We start from the raw sequence: 22,103 nt of genomic DNA on the forward strand, positions 1-22,103 counted from the left end.
CACCTTTAAAAAAGGTGTCCTAAAGCCAACCGGTTATTATCTTTACATAACAATAGTATCCTTAGACTAGTTAGTATGTCAAAAGTTAATTATTGTTTATTTGGATTATTGCCATCTTGCTGAGTTTCTGCAAGTTCTATTGTTTGTTCGGCTGGACTGGCTGGTATAGATATATTTCTTAAGCAGAAGTAAATCAGGAAATGCCCTGCACCCAGTATTGGCAATAAAAGCGGAATACCCTTTTCTTCTGAAAGAACATTTATAACAAATAAAAATATAAGGATTGAAAATATTCTTCCCGCATTAAGGAAAAATTCCCGAACTACAATGTATTCAATCCTTTTTTCATAAATCCCCCGGCATTTGCCAATAATGTCATACGTTAATGAAACATATGGAACAAGAAGAAGCGGATACGCTATAGATACAGATATGCCATATATAATTAGCAGTGTGAAAGAAACAGGTACAAGAAGCATAAATGGAGAGATAAACAATAATAATCCGCCAGCAAAGATTCCTTTTTTCCTATGCCATGGCTTTAAATAATGAGAAACGATATAGTACCCAATAAATGATACAAGTGATTGAACAAACCCGAATGTTCCAAGTGCAAATTCGCTCTGTGAGGTCGTATAAACCCAGATTACAATTAAGAAAATAAAGGTCCCTTCCCGCAATCCTTGAAAGAAATGCGCATTCAACAATTGGAACCAAGCATTGTTATTTCTTCTTTCTTGAAAGACTTCTTTTAATCCAAAATGCCCATCGGCCTTTCTTCTTTTTAAAAAGAAACTGATTACCACAGCAACTAAGAATAAAACCATTGAAATAGTAAAAATGGTTTCATATCCTAAATGTTTGTCCATCCTTGTAATAATAAACCCTGCACTTAAAGGACCAATCATACCAGATAACGAATTCAATACACCCAGGTATCCATTGAAAAAATCTCTAGTCTCAGGTTCAGTCACTTCCAACGTCAGAACATTAAAGGCAAGCCAATAAAATCCTAGACCGAAACCCAACATGGCCCCTAACGCAAACAAATAATGACTTGCAAGGGAACCCATAAAAAGAACACCTATATAAAACAACGCAAGAATGACAACACCAATTCTTAACACAATCACCCGGTCAATTCTTTTAGCAAACCACCCTGCCAAATAAAAAGCGACAGGCTGCATGACTACAATAGATAGATTATAATAAGCGATATCTTTAAGTTCACCGGATTGCTTCCACAAAAAAATGTTAACAAATGTGTTAGATAATGCAGTGCTTAGCGTAAATAAACCGCCGACAAACAGAAGTAAAAAAAGATCTCTAGGGTATTGGTCGTCCTCCATGAATTTTTTCCATATCATGTTATTCGCCCCTTTACATATCGTCGTTAGTGTCTTTCAAGAGTAAAAGGGCTATTCATTATTTAAGTAATTGGCTTTTATTGTATAAGGAGACAGAAATATGTTTGAATATTGGATTTACCATGATGAGGAATCATGTATTCCTTTAGATTTAGAAGATGTATTGTATTCGAGGAAAAATGAAGAGTCTTTAGAAACGACTGGGGATCGTTTTTGGTTTTTTAAAGCAAGAAACCTAATGGTCATTCAGTCTTATGTCTCTTTTGGAGACGGGAATTTATTGCTTGATGACTTATTAATAAAATTAGCTAAAAATTACGAGATACATGATAAAGGCATAATAAAAAGCTGCTGGGATGCCAGCAGCTTTCATTAAACTTATTTTGCTTCGTTATAACGCTTTTCAACTTCATCCCAGTTTACTACATTCCAGAACGCAGCAATGTAATCAGGACGCTTGTTTTGATATTTCAAATAATAAGCATGCTCCCATACATCCAAGCCAAGAATAGGTGTCTTACCTTCCATAACAGGGTTGTCTTGGTTAGGAGTGCTTGTAACTTCTAGCTCACCATTGTTTACAACTAACCAAGCCCAACCAGATCCAAATCTTGTCTTACCTGCGTTTGCAAATTCTTCTTTAAACGCTTCAAGGCTTCCAAACTTGCTGTTGATTTTATCAGCAAGCTCGCCAGATGGTGCGTTCGCTCCGCCTGGTGCGATTACTTTCCAGAAAAGACTGTGGTTAGCATGTCCGCCGCCATTATTTCTTACAGCATTTTGAATGTTTTGCGGAAGAGAATCAAGGTTTGAAAGAATGTCTTCTAGAGACTTGTTTTCAAATTCAGATTGACCTTCAAGTGCCGCATTAAGATTATCAACATACGTTTTGTGGTGGCGACCGTGGTGGATCTCCATTGTTTCTTTGTCAATATGCGGTTCAAGTGCGTTAGATTCATAAGGTAATGCAGGCAGTTCAAATTTAGCCATGTTCATTTCCTCCCTATAATATGTAGTGTTTTTTATTTTCATTTTCAAGGATAATCTTGAAAAGTGAAACCATTTAATCAACTTACTTGTTTAAAAAGTGATTTAACAATTTTACCTTATCAAATTTACTCCAAACTTTCAATTCTTAAACACTTTACTCTTTTATATAACAAAAAAACCTTACGATTCGTAAGGTTTTAGTATGTATACTTATGGTGGCTCGAGACGGAATCGAACCGCCGACACGAGGATTTTCAGTCCTCTGCTCTACCGACTGAGCTATCGAGCCACGTTGTTAAACTGTCCGTTGGCAACCTGTCTCTTCTTATAAAAGAAATGACTGTTGGTAAATCCGTCGAGACAAAAAATATGGAGGAGGTAGAGGGATTCGAACCCCCGCGGGCTGTTACACCCCTGTCGGTTTTCAAGACCGATCCCTTCAGCCGGACTTGGGTATACCTCCTCGACTTTGGTGGACCCTGTAGGACTCGAACCTACGACCAATCGGTTATGAGCCGACCGCTCTGACCAACTGAGCTAAGGGTCCATGTAAAAAATATTAGTTATGTAAAATAGAAATGGGGCGGACGAGGGGAATCGAACCCCCGAATGTCGGAACCACAATCCGATGCGTTAACCACTTCGCCACGACCGCCATCGTGATGAAAAAACATTTTGGTAGCGGCGGAGGGAGTCGAACCCACGACCTCACGGGTATGAACCGTACGCTCTAGCCAGCTGAGCTACACCGCCAAAATGGCTCCACAGGTAGGACTCGAACCTACGACCGATCGGTTAACAGCCGATAGCTCTACCACTGAGCTACTGTGGAATAAGAATTAACATTATTAAGGACAAGAACTACTATAGCACGTTGACTCTGTTAATGTCAATAACATTTTAAAAGTAATTCAAACGAACACATGTACTTTTTTAGAACAAAAATAATATAGCATGCGAAAGAGGATTAAGCAAGGTCGATTTATAGTACTTGGTAATAAAAATAACCAATCATCAAAGCCTGAGTAAATACTTTAATGATCGTCGTTCCTACAAAAGCAAGAACAGTCCCTATACCAATTGAAACCGCAGATTTAAAACCTGTTTTATGGAAGATCAATTCAGCAAGCACAGCACCTAAAAATGGTCCTATGAGTATTCCTGCTACTGGTATAACGAATGGACCAGCGATCAGCCCTATTGTGCTCCCCCATAAAGCTGCTTTAGAACCGCCTTTCTTTTTTACTGCATATGCATTACCAACATAATCTACAACAAATAAGCTGATAAACAATAAGACCTGTATGATAATAAATAATAGTGAAAATGGTTCAAAAGAAAAAGCAAATCCATAAATCAAGAATCCGGCTGCTAAAAATAATACTCCTGGCAGGATTGGATAGATCAGTGCTAGAAAACTGATAACAAATACAACTGCAATTAAGATCCAATATACAGTTTCCAAATCACCAACACCTTTCAAAAATAATGATAAGGAAAAACCCAGAAGAAAAAATTCTCCTGGGTTTCATTTTACTTCTCTAATACCGCTTCTGCAATATTTACTGCATGGTCCCCAATTCGCTCTAAATTACTAATAATATCGACGAATACGATACCGGCATTTCCGTCACATGCGCCTTCGTTCATGCGAATAATATGCTGTTTGCGAAGCGTGCGTTCCATTTTATCTATTTTGTCTTCCTGACTTAGTACTTCTTTCGCAAGATCAATATTGTTTTCTTCTAAAGCTTTTACAGCTTTATCTACTGTAGATACAGTCAAAGTAAACATCTCATCTAAATCTTGTTTAGCGGTATCTGTCAGACGTACATTATTACGAAGCTGATAATCTACTAACTCAATAATGTTTTCCATATGGTCACCAATACGTTCAATATCACGTGATGTATCAAGAAGCATAGAATGTTCGTTTGATTCTTGAGGTGTTAATGGATGCGCAGATAATTTCACAAGATAAGATGTGATCTGGCGGTCTAAATTATTTATTGCTTCTTCATATTGAAGAGCTAAGTCAGAATTCTTTTTGTCTTTCTCATTAAGGTAAGCAATTGCTTCTTTTAGACCAGCTTGTGAATAGTTAGCCATTCTGATGATTTCTTGTTTAGCCTGGCTGATTGCCATAGCAGGTGATGTTTCTAGTACGATTTCATCTAGATGTTTGGCTTTGTACTCAATTAAAGTATCTTCGCCTTTAATGATTTTTGTCACAATTAATGCCAGTAACCCAATGAACCAGAACTGAATCAATACGTTTGCAAGGTTAAAAGTACCATGTGCGAATGCAATCTGCATAGCTGGTTCTAAGTTAAGTTTTCCTGATAAAAATTCAATATAGTGTCTAAAAGGAACAAGTAAGATTAAAAAGATGACTGTCCCTAACAAGTTAAAGATAACGTGTGTCAAAGCTGCTCTTCTAGCTGCAACTGTTGTTCCAATTGCTGCAAGAATAGCCGTAATCGTTGTACCAATATTATCACCAAATAGAACAGGCAATGCGGCTTTAAGATCAATCATGTTTTGTGAATATAGTTCTTGTAAAATACCAATCGTTGCACTTGAAGATTGAACTACTACCGTAAATAAAGTACCAATAACAACACCAAGAATTGGATTATCACTCATTGAAACGGTTAATTCCTGGAATGCTTCAAGACTTCTCAATGGCTTCATCCCGTCACCCATGAGTTCAAGACCTAAGAAGAGCGCACCAAATCCAAATGTGATCTGACCAAAATAGTTGTACTTCGGATTTTTAAAGAAGAATATTAAAATAGAACCAACAGCAATAATAGGCAAAGCATATGCTCCAACATCAAAACCGATAATGAACGAGGTTACTGTTGTTCCAATATTCGCACCCATAATTACTCCAATAGCTTGGCGCAATGTTAAAAATCCTGCATTAACTAGTCCAACAGTAAGAACGGTTGTACCAGAACTGCTCTGAATCAAAACTGTTACAAATATTCCCGCTAAAACTCCCATAAAAGGATTTGTTGTTAATTTATCAAGTATATCCCGTAATCGATCTCCAGCAGAGTTTTGAAGACCATCTCCCATATACTTAATACCGAATAAGAAGATCCCCAGTCCTCCAATAAACTGAAATAACATTTCTTGATAATTCAATATTTACAGCTCCTTATACCTAACTTTTATCGACCTTTGCCATTATCTCGGTTTGTGTTGTTTATGTAAACAAAAACCCGGAATTTGTAACATTTCCTTTACAATTAATTAGATATTGTCGGATTTCTGTGCTTCAGGTACACTAAAAAAGCCATACTGTAAAGGAGCTTTTAAATGAAATTACATATCCGATTTTTAAGAAGTTTATTTTCCACAAAAGCAATTTCAAACTTCCGTTTATTAGGTGTAGGAAGCACCATTATATATGTTTTGTCCTTAACCTTCCTATGTATACTTCCTGTACTCTTTATATTCTTGTTCAGTTTATTTGCCGCGGAAGATAAACCGCTACAAAATTTTCAAAACTATGGTCTTAACCCCGGCCAGATGCAGGACTTTGCTTCTTCTGTTAACGGTGTTTTACCAATTATAATAGTCGTAATTTACTTAGCGATGTATATCATATTTTCAGGCATATTGTTTTCTGGTGTATCCGTATTGTCAGGAATCGGTCTTCCTATCTCCAAAGTTTTTAACAAAAATCTTTCATACCGGCATTTATGGGTTATGTCTTGTTATTCAATTACCCTTCCCGTTGTATTATTAACAATTATCTTTTTAATGAATGTGCATATTCCCTACTCCTTTTTCTTATTCTGGGGTCTCACCTTCATTATTTTGGCTATTGCCATAAATAAGTCTCCAGTTAAAAAATAAAAAGCGGCTTTGCAGCCGCTTTTTATAATGTCATTATTTAAATAATGATTTTATAGCTTCAATTAATGCACTTAGAAATTCGAGTATTTTTTGAATAAAAGATTGTGTCTCTTCTTTATTTAAAAAATCACCTAAATTTTCACTAATGTTCTTTAAATCACTTTGAACTTGATCCCAATCAATATTTAAGTCTTTCATTTTATTAAACAAAGCAATCAGCCCGTTTAATTCTTCTTGGGTAAGTTCGATTCCCATGTCCTTCGCAACTTTTTCAATCAATGCTCGAAGATCGTCTTCAGATTGTACCGGATTTTTTGCAATTTCTTCTTTTACTCGAGTCATAAGCTCAGTTGCTTCTTTTGCACCAATTCTTTCCCCAAGTTCTGCAGTTTTGACCATTTCTTCATTCGCTACTTGTTTTTGAGCTTCTGGTATTTCGATTTGTGCTGTTGTTTCGTATGCTTTAAGAATCCCAGTCAAAGCAGCTGTTCCAGAAACTTCAAATGGTGCTGTTACATAGATCTCAGCATCCGTAACACCTGCTGTTGTCAATGCATTCATATACATCTCTTCAGTTACCCAATTGATATTGTTCGTTTCAACAGTGAGCCCCTGATCTTTTTCGCCTACTGTAATTTTAGAAGATGATATAGCTTTTGAACCAATTTGAGCCTTCGATATATAATCACCTAAGTACTTGTGTTCTTCTTCATTTGTTACCGTTACGGTTTGGACATCCGCAGGTACATCCATCTCTTTTAAAAGTGAATTCTTCTGTTCATCTGTAAGATTTTGTCCTAGTGTGACAATTATGTCTCCTGGAGCTGCATCTGCAAACATTTTTAATGGAGCTATAAATAACGCAGCAGCTATAATTGACAGCAATGCAAATATTTTTGCCTTTTTCATACAGTTAACCTCTCCCCTCGGTACAACTACATTGATACGTATGAAAATTTATTTTGTGTCCATTGCACCTTTCCATTTTACACCAATGCTTGTACCTAAGTCACTTTTAATTTGTCATAAAAAAATGGGACAAGCATATAGTTCAATATGAGAAAGGAGAGGGAAAATATGAAACGTTTTTTGACAGGCTGTTCAATTCTTCTAATTCTATATGTGGTTGCGTACGATCTTAAAATTGGGACACTCCCTCAAACTCAACCGGTGAATGCAGAAATTCAAACAACAGAAAAAAATAATAATTATAAAACTTATGAAGCTGGTCCTGGAGATACCTTAATTTCAGTAGTAGAAGAACTAAATTCTGAAGGTGGATATTCCATCACAACAATGATAAAAGACTTTAAATCCCTGAATCCAGGAGTCAATCCTGAAAACATTCAATTAGGAAAAACATATAAATTTCCTATATATAAAAAGGCGGAAAGGTAACAATACTTGTCAAAACAAAATAATCCCTGCTAAAATGAACTGATGATAGGACAGAATAATACTGTCAATTTGATAAAAGGAGCGATTCACCAAATGAGTGAAATCACCCACCGTTCTAAAACAAGACCTGTAAAAGTCGGACCTTTAACAATTGGAGGAACTGACCAGGTTATCGTACAAAGTATGACGACTACAAAAACACATGATGTTGAAGCTACAGTCGCTGAAATAAAACGTTTAGAAGAAGCCGGCTGCCAGGTTGTCCGAGTTGCATGTCCGGATATGCGTGCTGCTGAAGCAATTGCAGATATTAAAAAGCAGATCAGCATACCTTTGGTAGTTGATATTCATTTTGATTATAAGCTAGCCCTTAAAGCAATTGAAGGCGGAGCTGATAAAATCAGAATTAACCCAGGAAACATTGGAAGACGGGAAAAAGTTGAAGCTGTTGTAAAAGCTGCGAAAGCAAAAGGTATTCCAATCCGCATTGGTGTTAATGCTGGTTCATTAGAAAAGAAGTATCTTGAAAAATACGGTTATCCAACCGCAGATGGCATGGTAGAAAGTGCTCTCGAACACATCCGGATCTTAGAAGAACTGGACTTTCACGATATTATCGTGTCGATGAAAGCATCTGATGTTAATTTAGCTATTGAAGCATATGAAAAGGCCTCTAAAGCATTCAATTACCCATTGCACCTTGGGATAACTGAATCAGGTACACTTTTCGCAGGAACTGTAAAAAGCGCAGCCGGTCTTGGCGTAATTCTTCATAAAGGTATCGGAAATACACTCCGCATTTCACTAAGTGCCGATCCTGTTGAAGAAGTTAAAGTTGCCCGGGAATTATTAAAATCCTTCGGTCTCCTTTCAGATGCAGCAACTTTAATTTCATGTCCAACATGTGGACGTATAGAAATAGATCTTATTTCAATCGCAAATGAAGTCGAAGAGTATATTTCAAAAGTACGTGCACCGATTAAAGTAGCCGTTTTAGGATGTGCAGTTAACGGTCCTGGGGAAGCAAGAGAAGCTGATATCGGTATTGCAGGCGCTCGCGGCGAAGGTTTGCTTTTCAGACATGGTGAAATTGTACGAAAAATTCCAGAAGATCAGTTGCTGGATGAGCTGAAAAAAGAAGTCGATATTTTAGCAAAAGCACATGAAGAAAAATTAAAAGCACAGCAAGCATAAAAAAGCTCCCCATACGGGGGCTTTTTTTTGCTTAAAACAAGAAAGGATGCACGATTCTGTGAAATTGAGGAGTTAAATTAAGGGTATTGTCTGCTCTATATGTACAATATTAATTTTTGTTTGTATGTAATGAACAGTTTTATCAAGAAAAAGATTAATTCCACGGTAATGAGAAAAAATCCCACGTTTATTTAAATAATCCCACGTTAGACACTTGAAATCCCACGTTAAATTGCATTTATCGATTTTTCGACAAAACCGTGAAATGCAAGATAAAAAAGAAGAAGCCTCAGCTTCTTCTTTGCTCCTTCTTACGTTAAAAGAATGGTGCGAAAAATAAAGAAATGATTATGGAAACGATGCCGAGTCCAATTGCCCAATTCCCTAGAGTATTCGCACCTTGTCTTCTGGCCACAAATCCAACGATAATACCTGCTGCCCCAAACAAAACTGGAGCAATAAACAAAGAGAGAACAGAGAGGATTAAAGCAATTACACCTGTTGCTTTTCCGCCTTCTCTTTCGCGTTCTTCTTCATGCCCGCGCCTATGGTCTCTGTCTGCTAAACGAGGACGTTCGCTTTCAGGATAAACCATATCACTTTTTACGGGTACAGCTTCAGCTGCCATCTCTTCCCGATAGTCAACTTCATTTATATTACGTTCATTTCTGTCATCTGCCATCATGTTTCCCCCTCTTTTTGTCTTAAGGAGCGTTCTTATTATGGCATTAATTGACTCATTTCATAGATGTTAAGTTATGGGGATTGATTCAAAAAGGAAAGAGGCCTACATAGCAGGCCCCTTCCTTAATGTTTTGATTTAAAAGTATGACAACATGTTTCAGCTGGATCATGTGCATGATCTTTGTGAGCAGCCTCTCCAACTAATTCTCCAGTGGCACTCATGTCATAAGAATTATTTGCATGTCTGTCAATTTCAACAAGTATCGCATCAGCGATACAGTTGTTTCCTTCACCCCAATAGGTGCAATTCGATACATTACACTTAACCTCAGGCATAAAAAAACCTCCTTTACTTATAGCTTGGCTAAAATAAAGGAGGAGCATACTTAAAAAAAATTCTTAATTTTATTCTTTGCAATCTCTGCAATAACCATAGATCTCGAATTTATGACCAGTGACATCAAACCCATTCAATTCACTGTTTAACACTTCCATCGGACACGTATGAATGGACTTTGTGCTTCCGCAAGTTAAACAAATTAAGTGATGATGATGCTCATTATGGGAACAAGTGAACCGGAATTTCCGTTCACCTTCCCATTCTGTTTCTTCAAGTAGTCCAAGTTCAACGAATGTTGTTAAGTTTCTGTAGATCGTATCGAAACTTAATCCCGGATATTGACTCTTTAGACATTCTTGAACATCTTTTGCAGAAAGATATCTTTTTTCACGTGCAAAGAGGGTAAGAAGATCTTTTCGTTTTTCTGTGTATTTGTATCCTTTTTCTTTTAACAAATCCATTGCATCATCAATTGTTAATGTGAATTTCACAGTTATCCCGCCTTCCGTGAACCCATAAGCTTCTTATAGAATATAGACAAGCTCAAAATAATAATCAGGCATACTACAATTGTACCACCAGACGCCAGATCCAGATAATAGGATAAAAACATTCCAGCGATGACTGCAGTTTCACCAAAAAGAACTGACAACCAAATCGTTTGTTTAAATCCAGTAGCGATTCTAATGCTTGCTGCTACGGGTAGAGTCATAAGAGAAGAAACCAAAAGGATTCCTACAATTTTCATGGATGCAGCAATGACTAACGCTGTAATAGCCATAAATGCAATCAATATCCAATTACTTCTGATTCCTGAAAGCTTACCCTGTTCTTCATCAAAAGACAGAACAAATAACTCTTTATACATAAAGAAAACAAATGCAAGTACAACCACTAGTATTGCAAAAACAGTCCAAACGTCCGATTGCTTAACCGCTATAATGCTGCCGAATAAATAATTAAACAGATCTGTATTGAATCCATCTGCCATTGAAATAAAAATAACACTTAAACCTATTCCAGCTGACATGATAATCGGGATTGCTAATTCTTCATAATGCTTATAAACTTTTCGAAGCTGTTCGATAAAAACAGCACCTCCAACAGAGAAAGCCATACCCATGTATATCGGATTAGCTCCGGCAAATACTGCAAACCACTTTCCGAGCAGCAGGTTTGCTGCAATTCCAGCCAGTGTTATGTGCGAAAGAGCATCCGCAATAAGAGCTTGCCGCCTAACAACGATAAATACTCCTAACACTGGAGCCAGCAAGCCGACCATAATTCCTGTTAAAAATGCATTTTGCAGAAATTCATACTTTAAAAAAGGTAACATCCGTTCATCCCCTTACTCGTGATCATGGTCATGATGAATGACATGAACATGATGCCCATAAAAAGCAGACATGTTTTCCGAAGAACTTTCTTCAAATTCTTTTGTGTTACCATGAAAATGGATCTGCTTATTTAGACAAGCTACATCAGTAACATAGTTAGTCATTACACCGACATCATGGGTGACTAAGACGAGTGTCATTTTATTCTCACGATGTAAATTCTTTAGCATTTTATAAAATGACTCAGAAGATTCGATATCCACACCAACTGTAGGCTCATCTAGAATTAGAAGTTCGGGATCACTGACCAACGCCCGAGCTATAAAGATTCGCTGCTGCTGGCCCCCGGAGAGTTCCCCTATATTTCGGTTTGCGAAAGCTTCCATATTGACAGCTTTTAAAGCATCCCATACCTTCTCTTTATCAGAGGATTTTAAAAAGCGGAATAAACCAACCTTTCCAAACAACCCCATTGAAACCACTTCAAATGCTGTAGCAGGAAATGCGGTATTAAAGCTATTTGCTTTTTGAGATACATATCCGACTTTTTCCCACTTATTAAATTTTTGAACTTTTTCACCAAAAAGTGATACGCTGCCCTGCTGCGGTTTCAATAAACCTAAAATACATTTTATGAGTGTTGACTTCCCTGATCCGTTTGGACCCACAAGACCTAAGAAAGAACCTTGTTTTACTTCCATCGTTACATGTTCAAGAACGTTTTTTTCTCCATAATGGAAGGATAAATCATCCACAAAAATTGCTGGATTCTTTAATTTTTTCTCCACAATAATCCTCCCTGTAAAATTATAAGTAGTAATGAGTACGATTTAAACTGTCTCATAGTATACACGAAAAAAATAGAAAGTAAAACAACATGCTTGATACATCTGCATGCCGTACTACTTTCATAATCCTTTAAAGCTCTGATTCGGAACTTAATAATCTTTTCACCGTATGTTTTAATTGTGGCGGTGAAACAATCACATCAGCCTTCGTTAAATATTTTTCTTTAAGTGTTGTTTCAACAGCCAAACAAAAAGCCCCAGCTTGTTTCGCCGATTCTATTCCAAGCGGTGCGTTTTCAATTACGAGCCATTCTGAAGGAACAAAGGAAAGATTACTCATTGCTTTCAGATATGGTTCTGGTGATGGTTTGCCTTCTTTTACATCGTCCCCTGTTATAACAGAATGGAATTCTACAGGAAGCTTCTCAAGCACTTCCTCTACAAATTCTCTTCTGCTTCCTGTTACTAAAGAAATTGGTATTTCTTTTTTATATAGGTACTTTAAAAGAGATAAGGTCTCTTTAATAAATGCATAATTTGCGTTTTCCTTAAAATAATTTCTTTTTATTACATAAATCTCTTCAATATCTTCTTCAGTTACCGGCAGTTGATAGGATTTGAAAATATCCATTATCGTCTTTCGGCCGGGCATCCCTTCTCTTAAATAAAACTCAAGATCATTATGATCATATCCTTTTTCCTTGAATGCAAAGCGCCATGCTTCTACATGGTGCGGCATCGTATGGACGACAACTCCATCCATATCAAAACAAACTGCTTTAATACTCATTATTCCAACCTGCCTTTATGTATATATCCAATATTCAATATGACATATTCCATTATTATAGATCAAAATGTTCAGAAATAAATAAACAGAAGCTGAAATTTTTGATTCAGCTTCTGTTTAGTAACTAACTATTTATTTTATTCCCTCAATAACTGTCTTTGTGTTCCATTCCATCATTTCCTTATATGAATCTCCATCTTCACCAGGCTTGCCTAAAGAATCAGTAAAGACTTTTCCTTTTATAGGTACCCCGGTTTCTTTAGACACAGTTTCCATACTTCTTGGATCAACACTAGTTTCTACAAATAGAGCGGAAACATTTCCTTGTTTAATAAAATCAACAAGACTTTTGATCTGCTGCGGCGTACCTTGGTTTTCAGAGTTAATCTCCCAAACGTATGCTGTGTTCATATTGTAAGCTTCTCCAAAATACTTAAAAGCCCCTTCACTTGTAATGAGAACTCGTTTTTCTTCTGGGATCTTAGCAATTTCACTTAACGTTTCATCATGCAGTTTCGTTAATTCTGAAATATATTTTTCTGCGTTTTGTTCATAATATTTTTTGTTATCTGGATCTTCTTTTATAAGTGCATCTCTAATGTTTTCAACATAGATGATTCCATTATTGATATTCATCCATGCATGAGGATCAGGTTCTTTCTCCAATCCTTTTGATTCAAGATGAATGGCTTTCACGCCTTCACTTACCCGATAGACAGGTGCATCTTTTCCATCTTTATCTGCGGTCTTTAAAAGCTTTTTAAACCACGAATTACCTTCTTCAAGATTCAGGCCGTTATAGAAAACAACATCTGCATCAGTCGTTTTTAAAACGTCTTCTGGAAGCGGATCATATTCATGCGGATTTGAACCAATCGGAACCATACTGTGTACATCTACTTTATCTCCGCCTACGTTTTTAACTAAATCATAAATAATCGAATAGGTCGTAACTACTTCTACCTTTTCAGATTCCTCTTTTCCTGAACTGCATCCTGCTGATGCCGCTATTAACGCTCCAGCTAAAATAAGACTTGCTGCCTTTTTAAACATTTAAATTCCTCCCTTTTATCGCATCAGCTCTGCTCTGTTCTTTCTCGCTTTTAGCGCTTTCCACACTAATCCTTGAGAAGGAGAAAAGAAGAAAGCCATTGCAAACATAAATGCAGAAACCAAAACGATCGTTGCACCTGATGCAAGATTATAAATAAAACTAAAGTACAATCCGAACACAGAAGCGATTATCCCAAAGAATGCCGAAAGATAAATCATGACTGACAATCTATTAGTAAGCAGATAAGCGGTTGCTGCCGGAGTGATTAACATTGCCACTACCAAAACGATTCCTACTGTTTGAAGAGAAGCAACGGTGACCATTGTAAGAACCACCATAAGTGCATAATGAATCCATTTATTCGGAAGGCCATAGCTTTGAGCCATTGTCGGATCAAATGTCGAAACAAGCAGTTCCTTATAAAATAAAGTAACAAGCCCGATTACTAGAACGCCAATACCTACTGTTATCCACATATCACTCATTCGAACAGCCAGAACATTTCCAAACAAGATATGATACAAATCTGCACTGCTCTTCATGAGAGTGATGATTACGATCCCTACTGCGAACATACTCGTGAACATGATACCGATCGCCATATCATGCTTAATCCTGCTGTTTTGACTGACATAACCAATTCCAATGGCAGTTAATACTCCTGTAATAACTGCTCCGAAGAAAAAGCTGATTCCTAACATATAGCTTATTGCAACTCCAGGCAAAACAGCGTGGGATATAGCGTCCCCCATTAATGACATTCCTCTTAAAATGATAAAACATCCTACGATTCCGCATATAACACCGACCATTACAGAAGTAAACAACGCTTTTTGAAGAAATTCATACTGAAATAGCGCTTCGAAAAAATCGATCATATTCATATTCATGATGTAACATTCACCCCTTTTGGCTGAAGAAATGAAAATTGATTTGCGTAAGCTTTCGTAATCACTTCCGGCTGAAGCACTTCTTCAGATGCACCATAGTGAATCATGTGCTGATTTAATAAAAGCAGATGATCAAAATACGATTCAGCTTTGCCTAAATCATGGTGTACGACAAGAATCGTTTTTCCTTCCTTTTTTAAATCTCTCAGAATGTTAATAATGGTTTCTTCACTAGCCACATCAATACCAACAAAAGGTTCATCGAGAAAAAATAATTCTGCTTTTTGAGCAAGAGCTCTCGCCAGAAAAACCCTTTGCTGCTGTCCTCCCGAGAGTTCTCCAATCTGACGACCGCTGAAATTCTCCATTCCGACCGTTTTTAAACATTCTTGCGCCCACTCTCTATCACTTCTGGAAGGCCGTTTGAAAAGACCTAGTTTAGGATAAGTACCCAGCAGTACTACATCGATTACAGTGATAGGAAAATCCCAGTCAATATCTGAGCGCTGAGGCACATAAGCAATGTTCTTTTTCCATTTTTTTAACGGTTCACCGAATATTTTTATATCGCCTTTATCTTTGGAAATTAAGTTTAAAGCCGCCTTCATCAAGGTGGATTTACCTGCCCCGTTTGGCCCGATAATACCGACAAGACTTCCTTTTTTCACAGAAAACGTAATGTCTTTTACAACTTGATTTCCTAGGTATGAGACGAACAATCGCTCGATCTCTAATGCATATTTCATAGAAAAAAGACCTCCTTTTTCGCTTGGCAACCTCTTTTGCCTTTATGCAACTTTTAATTAAAAAAATAATCCCTTCACAATGTATGTGTCGAAATAGTTGAAAGTGACTAAATTGAACAAAAGAAAATGTTTCCTTTGGGCAACTTTTTTACTTAAGTCAAATTATATAGTGTGGACACAAGATTGTAAATGATTTTTTCTAGCCATATTTCTACATTTGCTATATAATCATCTCTGGCAGGCAACTGCTGGGTGGGAGAGGGTTTGTTTTTTAGTTTTAAGAGAGGAATACATGAAACAAGATCGAGTTTCAATAAAAAAAGAGATGCTCGCAGGTATAACTTCATTTTTCACGATCGCCTATATTATTATTGTAAACCCTTTAATATTAGCGGATGCTGGAATGCCATATGAGGGTGTTATACTAGCGACAATTCTTACTTCTGTAGTTGGGTGTTTAATTATGGGACTGTATGCAAACGCACCTATTATTCTTACACCAGGTATGGGTGTGAACGCTTTTTTCACCTATACGATTGTTCAAGGAATGAATTTAAGCTGGCAAGAAGCACTCGCCGCTGTTGTTTTATCAGGTGTTTTCTTTTTAATTGTTGCTTCTACCCCTTTAAAGGACATACTTTCTAAAAGTATCCCTGAATCTTTAAAGCATAGCATTACTGTAGGTATTGGTTTATTTTTGACATTTATCGGACTTCAAAAAGGCGGGATTATTGAAGCCAGCTCTGACACTTTTGTTAAATTAGGACACTTAGACCGTCCTGATGCTATTCTCACCATGGCTGGCCTGGCAATAACACTTGCTTTGTTCTTAAAAAACGTTAAAGGTAGTTTCCTGATCGGTATTGCTATAACGACTTTCATTGGTTTTATGATGGGACATACTCAAGAAGTTAAAAGAATGTCTGAAGGATTTTCATTTAAGCCTTTTGGTGAATTGCTGTTCGCTTTTGATTTCTCTGGAATTACGGAACTATCTTTCTGGATCGCTACTTTTTCACTCACCATGATCATTACGTTTGAAAACATGGGATTGTTATATGGATTGCTGCCAGATCAGAAAAAGTTTCCTAAAGCGTTTCAAGCCAATGCTGCTTCTTCTATCGTATCTGGATTATTCGGAACAAGTCCGACTATTTCGACGGTAGAAAGTGCCTCTGGAATAACGGAAGGCGGTCGAACTGGAATAACAAGCATAACAGTTGCTATCTTATTTATTGGATCCATTTTTGCAGCTCCGTTCATTGCTTACATTCCCGATGGTGCCATTGCGCCGGTTTTAATCATAATTGGCGGTCTTATGGTTCAGCAGATCCAGCATATTCCATTAGCTGACTTCACTGAAATGTTTCCATCATTTTTAATTATCGCGTTAATTCCTTTAACATACAGTATTGTTGATGGTCTTGCTTTTGGATTTATTGCCTATCCTTTGATTAAATGGATGTCTGGCCAAAAAAAGCAAGTTCCCACTACAATGTATGTAATAGCGTTCTTATTTTTTATGAACTTTGTACTTCACACCATCATTTAAATGTTGATATTTTCCAGAGTCTTTTTTAGCACTTTCTCCGCTCCTGGCTCATACAATAAAAAAGTCAGGAGGGAGTTTCTTATGAATCCAATTGTTGTGCACTTTGTTAACCAAAAACTGAATACAATCAGCCCAAACGAATTAATATCTCTTGCAGCACAATATCAGCTTCCTATTTCACAAAAAGAAGCCGTTCAAATCGTAAACATATTACGCCGGCAGACTATTGATATAAAAAATCTTAGTCAGCGTAAACAAATTATTGCAACGATCGCAAAAGAAGTCAGTCCTGAAAAAGCGAACTATATTCAGTACTTAATCCAGACATACATTGACAGATAAAAATGTTGAATGCGGGGATCTCCGCTCCAGGGTACATGCTTTCCGCGGGGCGGGCGGTGAGCCCCCTGCCGCTACGCGCCTTTAGGGATCTCACCTGTCCCACTCGTCCCGCAGGAGTCAGTACCCTTCCGCTCCAATCACTACATGTTTGTATCACTAATTCAAAAGAAAGATCAAACCACCTCGCATTAACGAGGGAGTCTGATCTTTTTTTCTGTATAATAAAGAAATCAAATACGTTTAGGTGATATCAGATGACTTCATCCTCGGGTCTGATTGGCATGGAAATGCAAGATTTCGTCACGATATTTGCGATAAATTTAAAAAGAATCATGAAGTTAATGAAATAAAAAAGGGTAAGGCAAGGATAAAAACAAGGGCTTCGCAAATTAATTCCATCCGAAGCCCTTGTTTTTTGCTGTTTATAAAAAAACCGTTGAAATTCAACCGGTTTTTCATTGACCGCCAACTGCTTGCGGTCTTTTTTTATGGCTTATTGTTTTTGAACATTTTTTGTCGATTCGCTTCCTCGACTAGTTGATTGGAGTGTAAGGTGCGTGACTCCTGCGGGATCAGCGGGACAGGTGAGACCATTCAATGTCGCAAAGCGACGAGTGGGCTCACCGCCCGCCCCGCGGAAAGCGAGCACCTGAAACAGAGATCAACCACTTCCAAACAACAGAGTTTGCTCTATAAATGTCCTTTTATTGAGCAAGAAGTTTGTTCTGAAGATCTGGATCAAACTGTTTTGCTTTTATCATTTCAATCTCTAATTGATAAGGTGGTTTCTTATTATTCTTATCTGTACCAACATAAGGCGTTTCAAGAATTTTTGGAATGTCCTTAAACGATTCATGATGGACAATATAGCTTAAAGCATCAAAACCAATATGGCCAAAGCCAATGTTTTCATGTCTGTCTTTTGATGCACCGCATATATTTTTACTGTCGTTAATATGAAAAACTTTAATACGGTCTTTGCCAATAATTTTATCGAATTGATTCATTACCCCATCAAAATCATTTACGATATCATACCCTGCATCATGTGTATGACATGTATCGAAACAAACAGAAAGTTTTTCGTTAAGGGTAACTCCATCAATGATCTGTGCTAATTCTTCAAACGATCTTCCGCATTCGGATCCTTTACCTGCCATGGTTTCCAATGCAATTTGAACATTTTGTTCTTTCGTTAACACTTCATTGAGGCCCTCAATAATCTTTTTAATTCCAATTTCGGAACCTTCCCCTACATGTGCACCCGGATGCAAAACAATCTGCCTTGCTCCTAAGGCTTCTGTTCGTTCAATCTCTCTTCTTAAGAAGTCAACACCCAGTTCAAAAGTTTCGGGCTTTACTGCATTTCCTATATTAATAATATAAGGTGCGTGAACGACAATATCAGCGATGCCGTTTTCAATCATGTGTTTCGTTCCAGCTTCGATATTAAGGTCTTCAATCTTTTTTCGTCTCGTGTTTTGAGGTGCTCCTGTATAGATCATAAAAGTGTTTGCACCATAAGAAACAGCCTCTTCACTGGCAGCTAAAAGCATTTTCTTGCCGCTCATTGAGACATGTGAACCGATTTTAATCATACTTTCCCCTCTTCTCCACGCAGTAATCTCTATCTTTGATTTCTTCTTTTCTTTTTCATTAACTTTTTCTTTTGCTCATCCATCTTCTTTTTATAGCCCGGTTTAACTTTACGAGGTTTAGGTACATAAATACCATCCTGCTCCTTGGAAGCTGTACTCTTTTCTCTTTGCTTAACAGCTACCCACTCACCATTCTTATATTGTTCATACGTGAAACTGATTTTTTTCTCTTTCAGTTTTTGTACAGAATGCTGGTCCGTTTGTTCAAACAGAGAGGCACAGATACCTGACATGCCTGCACGGCCTGTCCGGCCAGCTCTATGGATATAAAAATCAAGATCCTTTGGAAACTCATAGTTAATAATGTGGCTGACACCTTTAATATCAATTCCTCTTGCAGCTAGGTCAGTTGCAACCAAGAATTGAAATTCAGCCTTTTGTACTCGCTTCATAATGTTCTTTCTCGTCCGAGGTGGTATATCCCCATGTAAACGCTCTACGCTCAATCCTTCAGCAGCCATTGCATCAGCAATTTCATCTACTGATTTTTTGGTATTGGCAAAAATAATAGCAAAATACGGATTATAGTTTTTCGCCGTTTTAATCAGCATAGGAAGCTTATCATTATGTTTTGTCTGAATAAGAACATGCTTTATATCTTTAGCTGTAATATGCTGAGGTTCAATATGCACATGTTTTGGATTCTTCATGTATTTCTTCAAGAAAGGCTGCAGCTTCTCAGGCACAGTTGCTGAGAAAACCATAATTTGAAGTTCATTAGCCATGCGGGATGCGATCATATCAACATCTTCGATAAAGCCCATGTCCAGCATCTGATCAGCCTCGTCAACTACGAGCATGTTAGCTGTATAAACAACTAGTTCTTGTGCATTCACCAGGTCTTTGATTCGTCCCGGTGTACCTATAACAAGCTGCGGAACTGTCTTAAGCTTTTCTGCCATTCTTTTTCTGTCGGTTCCACCGACTATTGCTTTTGCTTTAATCTGTTTATCTTCAGGCATTTTTTCTGAAACTTTCAGGAATTCATTATAAATCTGCTGTGCCAATTCACGTGTAGGTGCTGTAATTACAGCTTGAACCTCTTCTTTTTGAATATCGATCCTGTGCATTAACGGAAGCAAGAATGCAAATGTTTTCCCAGATCCAGTTTGAGATTGCCCGATCATGTCTTGTCCATTAATGATTCCTGGAATGACACGTTCTTGAATATCAGTTGGTTTTTCAAATCCAATACCACTTAATGCAGCTTGGAGCGATTCATTTATTTTTAACCGTTCAAACGGAGATTTCATACGCTCACCTTTTCTTTTTCAAATATAAATCTATTCACTTTTAGTATTATAGAGTAAGTTTCGTATTTCCGCCAATCATCCTTGATTTTCGTTAAGAAAACCGGGATAAATATCACACATGTTTTCTTGAATTCATATTCTGTTTATGAGCGTATTATTTTGGAAAGGAGGGGGAATTATGCAGCCTTTTTACAGATACCCAACTCAGCCTCAGCATCCAATGCAGCCATTTCAGGTAAATCCTCATATGCAAAATTTGAATGGTATACATGGAATGCCGCGTCATGCAGGGTCTGTTGACCGTTTCTTAGGGACCATTGGCAGTGGAGGAAGTATAACTGGCGGAACTAGTATTTTCACTATGCTAAACAACGTACAAAAAGTTTTAAAAGTTGCTGAAACTATGGGACCTATGATTAAACAGTATGGACCGGCGATGAGAAACCTGCCATCCATAATGTCAGCATTTAAAGACTTTCAAAGCGGCAGTTCAGAAACGAAAGCCGAGAACAGCGCTGAGGCAGATACCTCCAAGAAAGCGGATAACAAAGAAAAAAATGCTGAAATAAAAGAAAATCCAGAACCAAAAAAGAAAGAAAAAAGAAAGAAAGATACAGAAGAAAAAGTAACTGTGCCAGATGCAAAATCTTCAAAAACAACTAAGCAGCCGCAAGCTCAAAAATTAAAAAAGGCACCGGCTAATACCAAATTAGTATCTGCAGCACCAAAAACAACTATGCCTAAAGGTTATCACCTCTCAGGACCGAAGCTATACGTATAAGTATAGTGTTTGAGTTCTTATGTTCTCTCCTTTATAATAAAGAAATACAGAAGTAAATCTCCCAAGACAGCATAGACATCTGTGCTGTCTTTTATATGAATAAAGGAGAGGTCCAATATGGAAATTATTAAAATATCTCCCCGGGGATATTGTTATGGTGTGGTAGATGCTATGGTAATGGCTCGTCAGGCAGCAAACGATCCAACTCTGCCTAGACCCATTTATATTCTTGGGATGATTGTCCACAACAAACATGTAACAGATGCCTTTGAAGATGAAGGAATCATTACACTTGATGGAAACAATCGTTTAGATATCATTCGTAACATTGAATCAGGAACGGTAATTTATACTGCTCACGGTGTCTCTCCAGAAGTCAGACGCATCGCTCACGAAAAAGGACTCTATGAAATAGATGCAACATGTCCAGATGTTACAAAAACGCATGATCTAATCAGAGAAAAAGAAAACGAAGGCTATGAAATTATTTATATTGGAAAAAAAGGTCACCCTGAGCCTGAAGGTGCTATAGGAATCGCACCTCATATCGTACATCTTGTTGAAAATCAGGAAGACTTGGAATTATTAAATGTAAAAAGTAAAAAGATTCTTATTACAAATCAAACAACTATGAGTCAGTGGGATGTTGCCGAACTTATTAAACAGCTATTAATTCGTTATCCAAAAGCGGAAGTGCATAAAGAAATTTGTTTAGCTACCCAAGTCCGTCAAGAGGCAGTCGCAAATCAAGCTGGTGACTGTGACTTAGTACTTGTTGTAGGTGACCCTCGAAGCAATAACTCTAACCGCCTTGCACAAGTCTCAGAAGAGATTGCCGGGACAAAAGCATATCGAATTTCTGATGTATCTGAGATCGATTTAGCGTGGTTAGAGGGAGTTGAAAAAGTTGGGGTTACGTCTGGTGCGTCTACACCAACGCCGATTACAAAAGAAGTCATCGATTTCCTTAAAAATTATGATGAAAAAAATCAAGAAACTTGGAAAAAAGAACGCAAGGTTCAGTTAAACCGAATCCTTCCAAAAGTAAAAGAGAAAAAATAACAAAAAA

General features: G+C 37.4%; 24 protein-coding genes and 6 tRNA genes. 8 read left to right on the forward strand and 22 right to left on the reverse strand.

What is annotated here, in order from left to right; genetic code table 11:
• Positions 1 to 89: 89 nt before the first annotated feature.
• Entirely contained in the window at positions 90 to 1,367 is a 1,278-nt protein-coding gene (locus UN64_RS17925) for an MFS transporter (protein WP_077365396.1), read from the reverse strand.
• A gap of 100 nt (positions 1,368 to 1,467) precedes the next feature.
• Here UN64_RS17925 and UN64_RS17930 point away from each other — a divergent pair, with 100 nt between their 5' ends.
• Positions 1,468 to 1,743, forward strand: a complete 276-nt coding sequence (locus UN64_RS17930) for a hypothetical protein (RefSeq protein WP_077365398.1) — start codon at positions 1,468 to 1,470, stop codon at positions 1,741 to 1,743.
• Positions 1,744 to 1,745: 2 nt separating this feature from the next.
• Here the strand turns inward: UN64_RS17930 and UN64_RS17935 are convergent, their stop codons facing one another.
• The 9 genes from UN64_RS17935 to UN64_RS17975 all read right to left on the reverse strand — a co-directional run bounded on the left by UN64_RS17935 (position 1,746) and on the right by UN64_RS17975 (position 5,495).
• Complete coding sequence (locus tag UN64_RS17935; protein ID WP_077365400.1) at positions 1,746 to 2,357, reverse strand: superoxide dismutase; 612 nt, start codon at positions 2,355 to 2,357, stop codon at positions 1,746 to 1,748.
• Positions 2,358 to 2,570: 213 nt separating this feature from the next.
• A tRNA-Phe gene (locus UN64_RS17940) sits at positions 2,571 to 2,646 on the reverse strand.
• A gap of 81 nt (positions 2,647 to 2,727) precedes the next feature.
• Positions 2,728 to 2,820 (reverse strand) — tRNA-Ser (locus tag UN64_RS17945).
• A 7-nt stretch (positions 2,821 to 2,827) separates the two neighbouring features.
• Positions 2,828 to 2,904: transfer RNA gene (locus tag UN64_RS17950), tRNA-Ile, on the reverse strand.
• Between the two features lie 32 nt (positions 2,905 to 2,936).
• Positions 2,937 to 3,012, reverse strand: a tRNA-His gene (locus tag UN64_RS17955).
• A 21-nt stretch (positions 3,013 to 3,033) separates the two neighbouring features.
• Positions 3,034 to 3,110 (reverse strand) — tRNA-Met (locus tag UN64_RS17960).
• Between the two features lie 4 nt (positions 3,111 to 3,114).
• Positions 3,115 to 3,189, reverse strand: a tRNA-Asn gene (locus UN64_RS17965).
• A gap of 150 nt (positions 3,190 to 3,339) precedes the next feature.
• Entirely contained in the window at positions 3,340 to 3,822 is a 483-nt protein-coding gene (locus UN64_RS17970) for a DUF456 domain-containing protein (RefSeq protein ID WP_077365448.1), read from the reverse strand.
• Positions 3,823 to 3,890: 68 nt separating this feature from the next.
• Positions 3,891 to 5,495, reverse strand: a complete 1,605-nt coding sequence (locus UN64_RS17975) for a Na/Pi cotransporter family protein (protein ID WP_077365450.1) — start codon at positions 5,493 to 5,495, stop codon at positions 3,891 to 3,893.
• A gap of 189 nt (positions 5,496 to 5,684) precedes the next feature.
• Between UN64_RS17975 and UN64_RS17980 the strand changes: the two genes are divergently transcribed.
• Positions 5,685 to 6,227 (forward strand): DUF1189 family protein, encoded by a 543-nt coding sequence (locus UN64_RS17980; RefSeq protein WP_077365402.1) that lies wholly within the window; start codon positions 5,685 to 5,687, stop codon positions 6,225 to 6,227.
• A 33-nt stretch (positions 6,228 to 6,260) separates the two neighbouring features.
• On the opposite strand, the gene UN64_RS17985 is transcribed toward UN64_RS17980, so the two are convergent.
• Positions 6,261 to 7,136, reverse strand: a complete 876-nt coding sequence (locus UN64_RS17985) for a DUF1002 domain-containing protein (protein ID WP_077365404.1) — start codon at positions 7,134 to 7,136, stop codon at positions 6,261 to 6,263.
• Between the two features lie 168 nt (positions 7,137 to 7,304).
• Here UN64_RS17985 and UN64_RS17990 point away from each other — a divergent pair, with 168 nt between their 5' ends.
• Together UN64_RS17990 and ispG are read left to right on the forward strand one after the other, a co-directional pair.
• On the forward strand, positions 7,305 to 7,625 hold the full coding sequence (locus UN64_RS17990; protein WP_077365406.1) for a LysM peptidoglycan-binding domain-containing protein: 321 nt from the start codon (positions 7,305 to 7,307) through the stop codon (positions 7,623 to 7,625).
• A 93-nt stretch (positions 7,626 to 7,718) separates the two neighbouring features.
• On the forward strand, positions 7,719 to 8,819 hold the full coding sequence (gene ispG / locus UN64_RS17995) for a flavodoxin-dependent (E)-4-hydroxy-3-methylbut-2-enyl-diphosphate synthase (protein ID WP_077365408.1): 1,101 nt from the start codon (positions 7,719 to 7,721) through the stop codon (positions 8,817 to 8,819).
• Positions 8,820 to 9,135: 316 nt separating this feature from the next.
• On the opposite strand, the gene UN64_RS18000 is transcribed toward ispG, so the two are convergent.
• The 9 genes from UN64_RS18000 to UN64_RS18040 all read right to left on the reverse strand — a co-directional run bounded on the left by UN64_RS18000 (position 9,136) and on the right by UN64_RS18040 (position 15,448).
• The gene (locus tag UN64_RS18000) at positions 9,136 to 9,504 is read right to left on the reverse strand and encodes a hypothetical protein (RefSeq protein WP_077365410.1); all 369 of its coding nucleotides are present in this window, start codon (positions 9,502 to 9,504) and stop codon (positions 9,136 to 9,138) included.
• A gap of 122 nt (positions 9,505 to 9,626) precedes the next feature.
• A complete protein-coding gene (locus tag UN64_RS18005) occupies positions 9,627 to 9,839 on the reverse strand; it encodes a DUF1540 domain-containing protein (RefSeq protein ID WP_077365412.1) in 213 nt (70 codons plus the stop codon).
• A gap of 69 nt (positions 9,840 to 9,908) precedes the next feature.
• Positions 9,909 to 10,304 (reverse strand): Fur family transcriptional regulator, encoded by a 396-nt coding sequence (locus UN64_RS18010; protein ID WP_077365452.1) that lies wholly within the window; start codon positions 10,302 to 10,304, stop codon positions 9,909 to 9,911.
• A 32-nt stretch (positions 10,305 to 10,336) separates the two neighbouring features.
• On the reverse strand, positions 10,337 to 11,179 hold the full coding sequence (locus UN64_RS18015) for a metal ABC transporter permease (protein WP_077365414.1): 843 nt from the start codon (positions 11,177 to 11,179) through the stop codon (positions 10,337 to 10,339).
• Between the two features lie 12 nt (positions 11,180 to 11,191).
• The gene (locus UN64_RS18020; protein ID WP_245802081.1) at positions 11,192 to 11,968 is read right to left on the reverse strand and encodes a metal ABC transporter ATP-binding protein; all 777 of its coding nucleotides are present in this window, start codon (positions 11,966 to 11,968) and stop codon (positions 11,192 to 11,194) included.
• 130 nt (positions 11,969 to 12,098) lie between these two features.
• A complete protein-coding gene (locus tag UN64_RS18025; protein ID WP_077365416.1) occupies positions 12,099 to 12,758 on the reverse strand; it encodes an HAD family hydrolase in 660 nt (219 codons plus the stop codon).
• A 132-nt stretch (positions 12,759 to 12,890) separates the two neighbouring features.
• A complete protein-coding gene (locus tag UN64_RS18030) occupies positions 12,891 to 13,811 on the reverse strand; it encodes a metal ABC transporter substrate-binding protein (RefSeq protein WP_077365418.1) in 921 nt (306 codons plus the stop codon).
• A 15-nt stretch (positions 13,812 to 13,826) separates the two neighbouring features.
• Positions 13,827 to 14,696: a metal ABC transporter permease gene (locus UN64_RS18035; RefSeq protein WP_077365456.1), complete on the reverse strand. Its 870-nt coding sequence runs from the start codon at positions 14,694 to 14,696 to the stop codon at positions 13,827 to 13,829.
• Between the two features lie 2 nt (positions 14,697 to 14,698).
• Positions 14,699 to 15,448 (reverse strand): metal ABC transporter ATP-binding protein, encoded by a 750-nt coding sequence (locus tag UN64_RS18040; protein ID WP_077365420.1) that lies wholly within the window; start codon positions 15,446 to 15,448, stop codon positions 14,699 to 14,701.
• 292 nt (positions 15,449 to 15,740) lie between these two features.
• Here UN64_RS18040 and UN64_RS18045 point away from each other — a divergent pair, with 292 nt between their 5' ends.
• Complete coding sequence (locus UN64_RS18045) at positions 15,741 to 17,000, forward strand: NCS2 family permease (protein ID WP_077365422.1); 1,260 nt, start codon at positions 15,741 to 15,743, stop codon at positions 16,998 to 17,000.
• Positions 17,001 to 17,081: 81 nt separating this feature from the next.
• Complete coding sequence (locus tag UN64_RS18050; RefSeq protein ID WP_171978968.1) at positions 17,082 to 17,342, forward strand: DUF2624 family protein; 261 nt, start codon at positions 17,082 to 17,084, stop codon at positions 17,340 to 17,342.
• A 704-nt stretch (positions 17,343 to 18,046) separates the two neighbouring features.
• Here UN64_RS18050 and UN64_RS18055 read toward each other — a convergent pair.
• A complete protein-coding gene (locus tag UN64_RS18055; RefSeq protein ID WP_077365426.1) occupies positions 18,047 to 18,940 on the reverse strand; it encodes a deoxyribonuclease IV in 894 nt (297 codons plus the stop codon).
• 29 nt (positions 18,941 to 18,969) lie between these two features.
• Positions 18,970 to 20,253 (reverse strand): DEAD/DEAH box helicase, encoded by a 1,284-nt coding sequence (locus UN64_RS18060; RefSeq protein WP_077365428.1) that lies wholly within the window; start codon positions 20,251 to 20,253, stop codon positions 18,970 to 18,972.
• A 178-nt stretch (positions 20,254 to 20,431) separates the two neighbouring features.
• On the opposite strand from UN64_RS18060, the gene vrrA reads away from it, so the two are divergent.
• On the forward strand, positions 20,432 to 21,034 hold the full coding sequence (gene vrrA, locus UN64_RS18065; protein ID WP_171978969.1) for a VrrA/YqfQ family protein: 603 nt from the start codon (positions 20,432 to 20,434) through the stop codon (positions 21,032 to 21,034).
• 117 nt (positions 21,035 to 21,151) lie between these two features.
• Positions 21,152 to 22,096 carry a 4-hydroxy-3-methylbut-2-enyl diphosphate reductase gene (locus UN64_RS18070; protein ID WP_077365432.1) on the forward strand — a complete coding sequence of 315 codons (945 nt, stop codon included), beginning with the start codon at positions 21,152 to 21,154 and terminating at the stop codon, positions 22,094 to 22,096.
• Positions 22,097 to 22,103: the final 7 nt, after the last annotated feature.

The sequence above is a fragment of the Fictibacillus arsenicus genome, assembly GCF_001999465.1.
GTDB classification, from domain to species: Bacteria; Bacillota; Bacilli; order Bacillales; family Fictibacillaceae; genus Fictibacillus; species Fictibacillus arsenicus.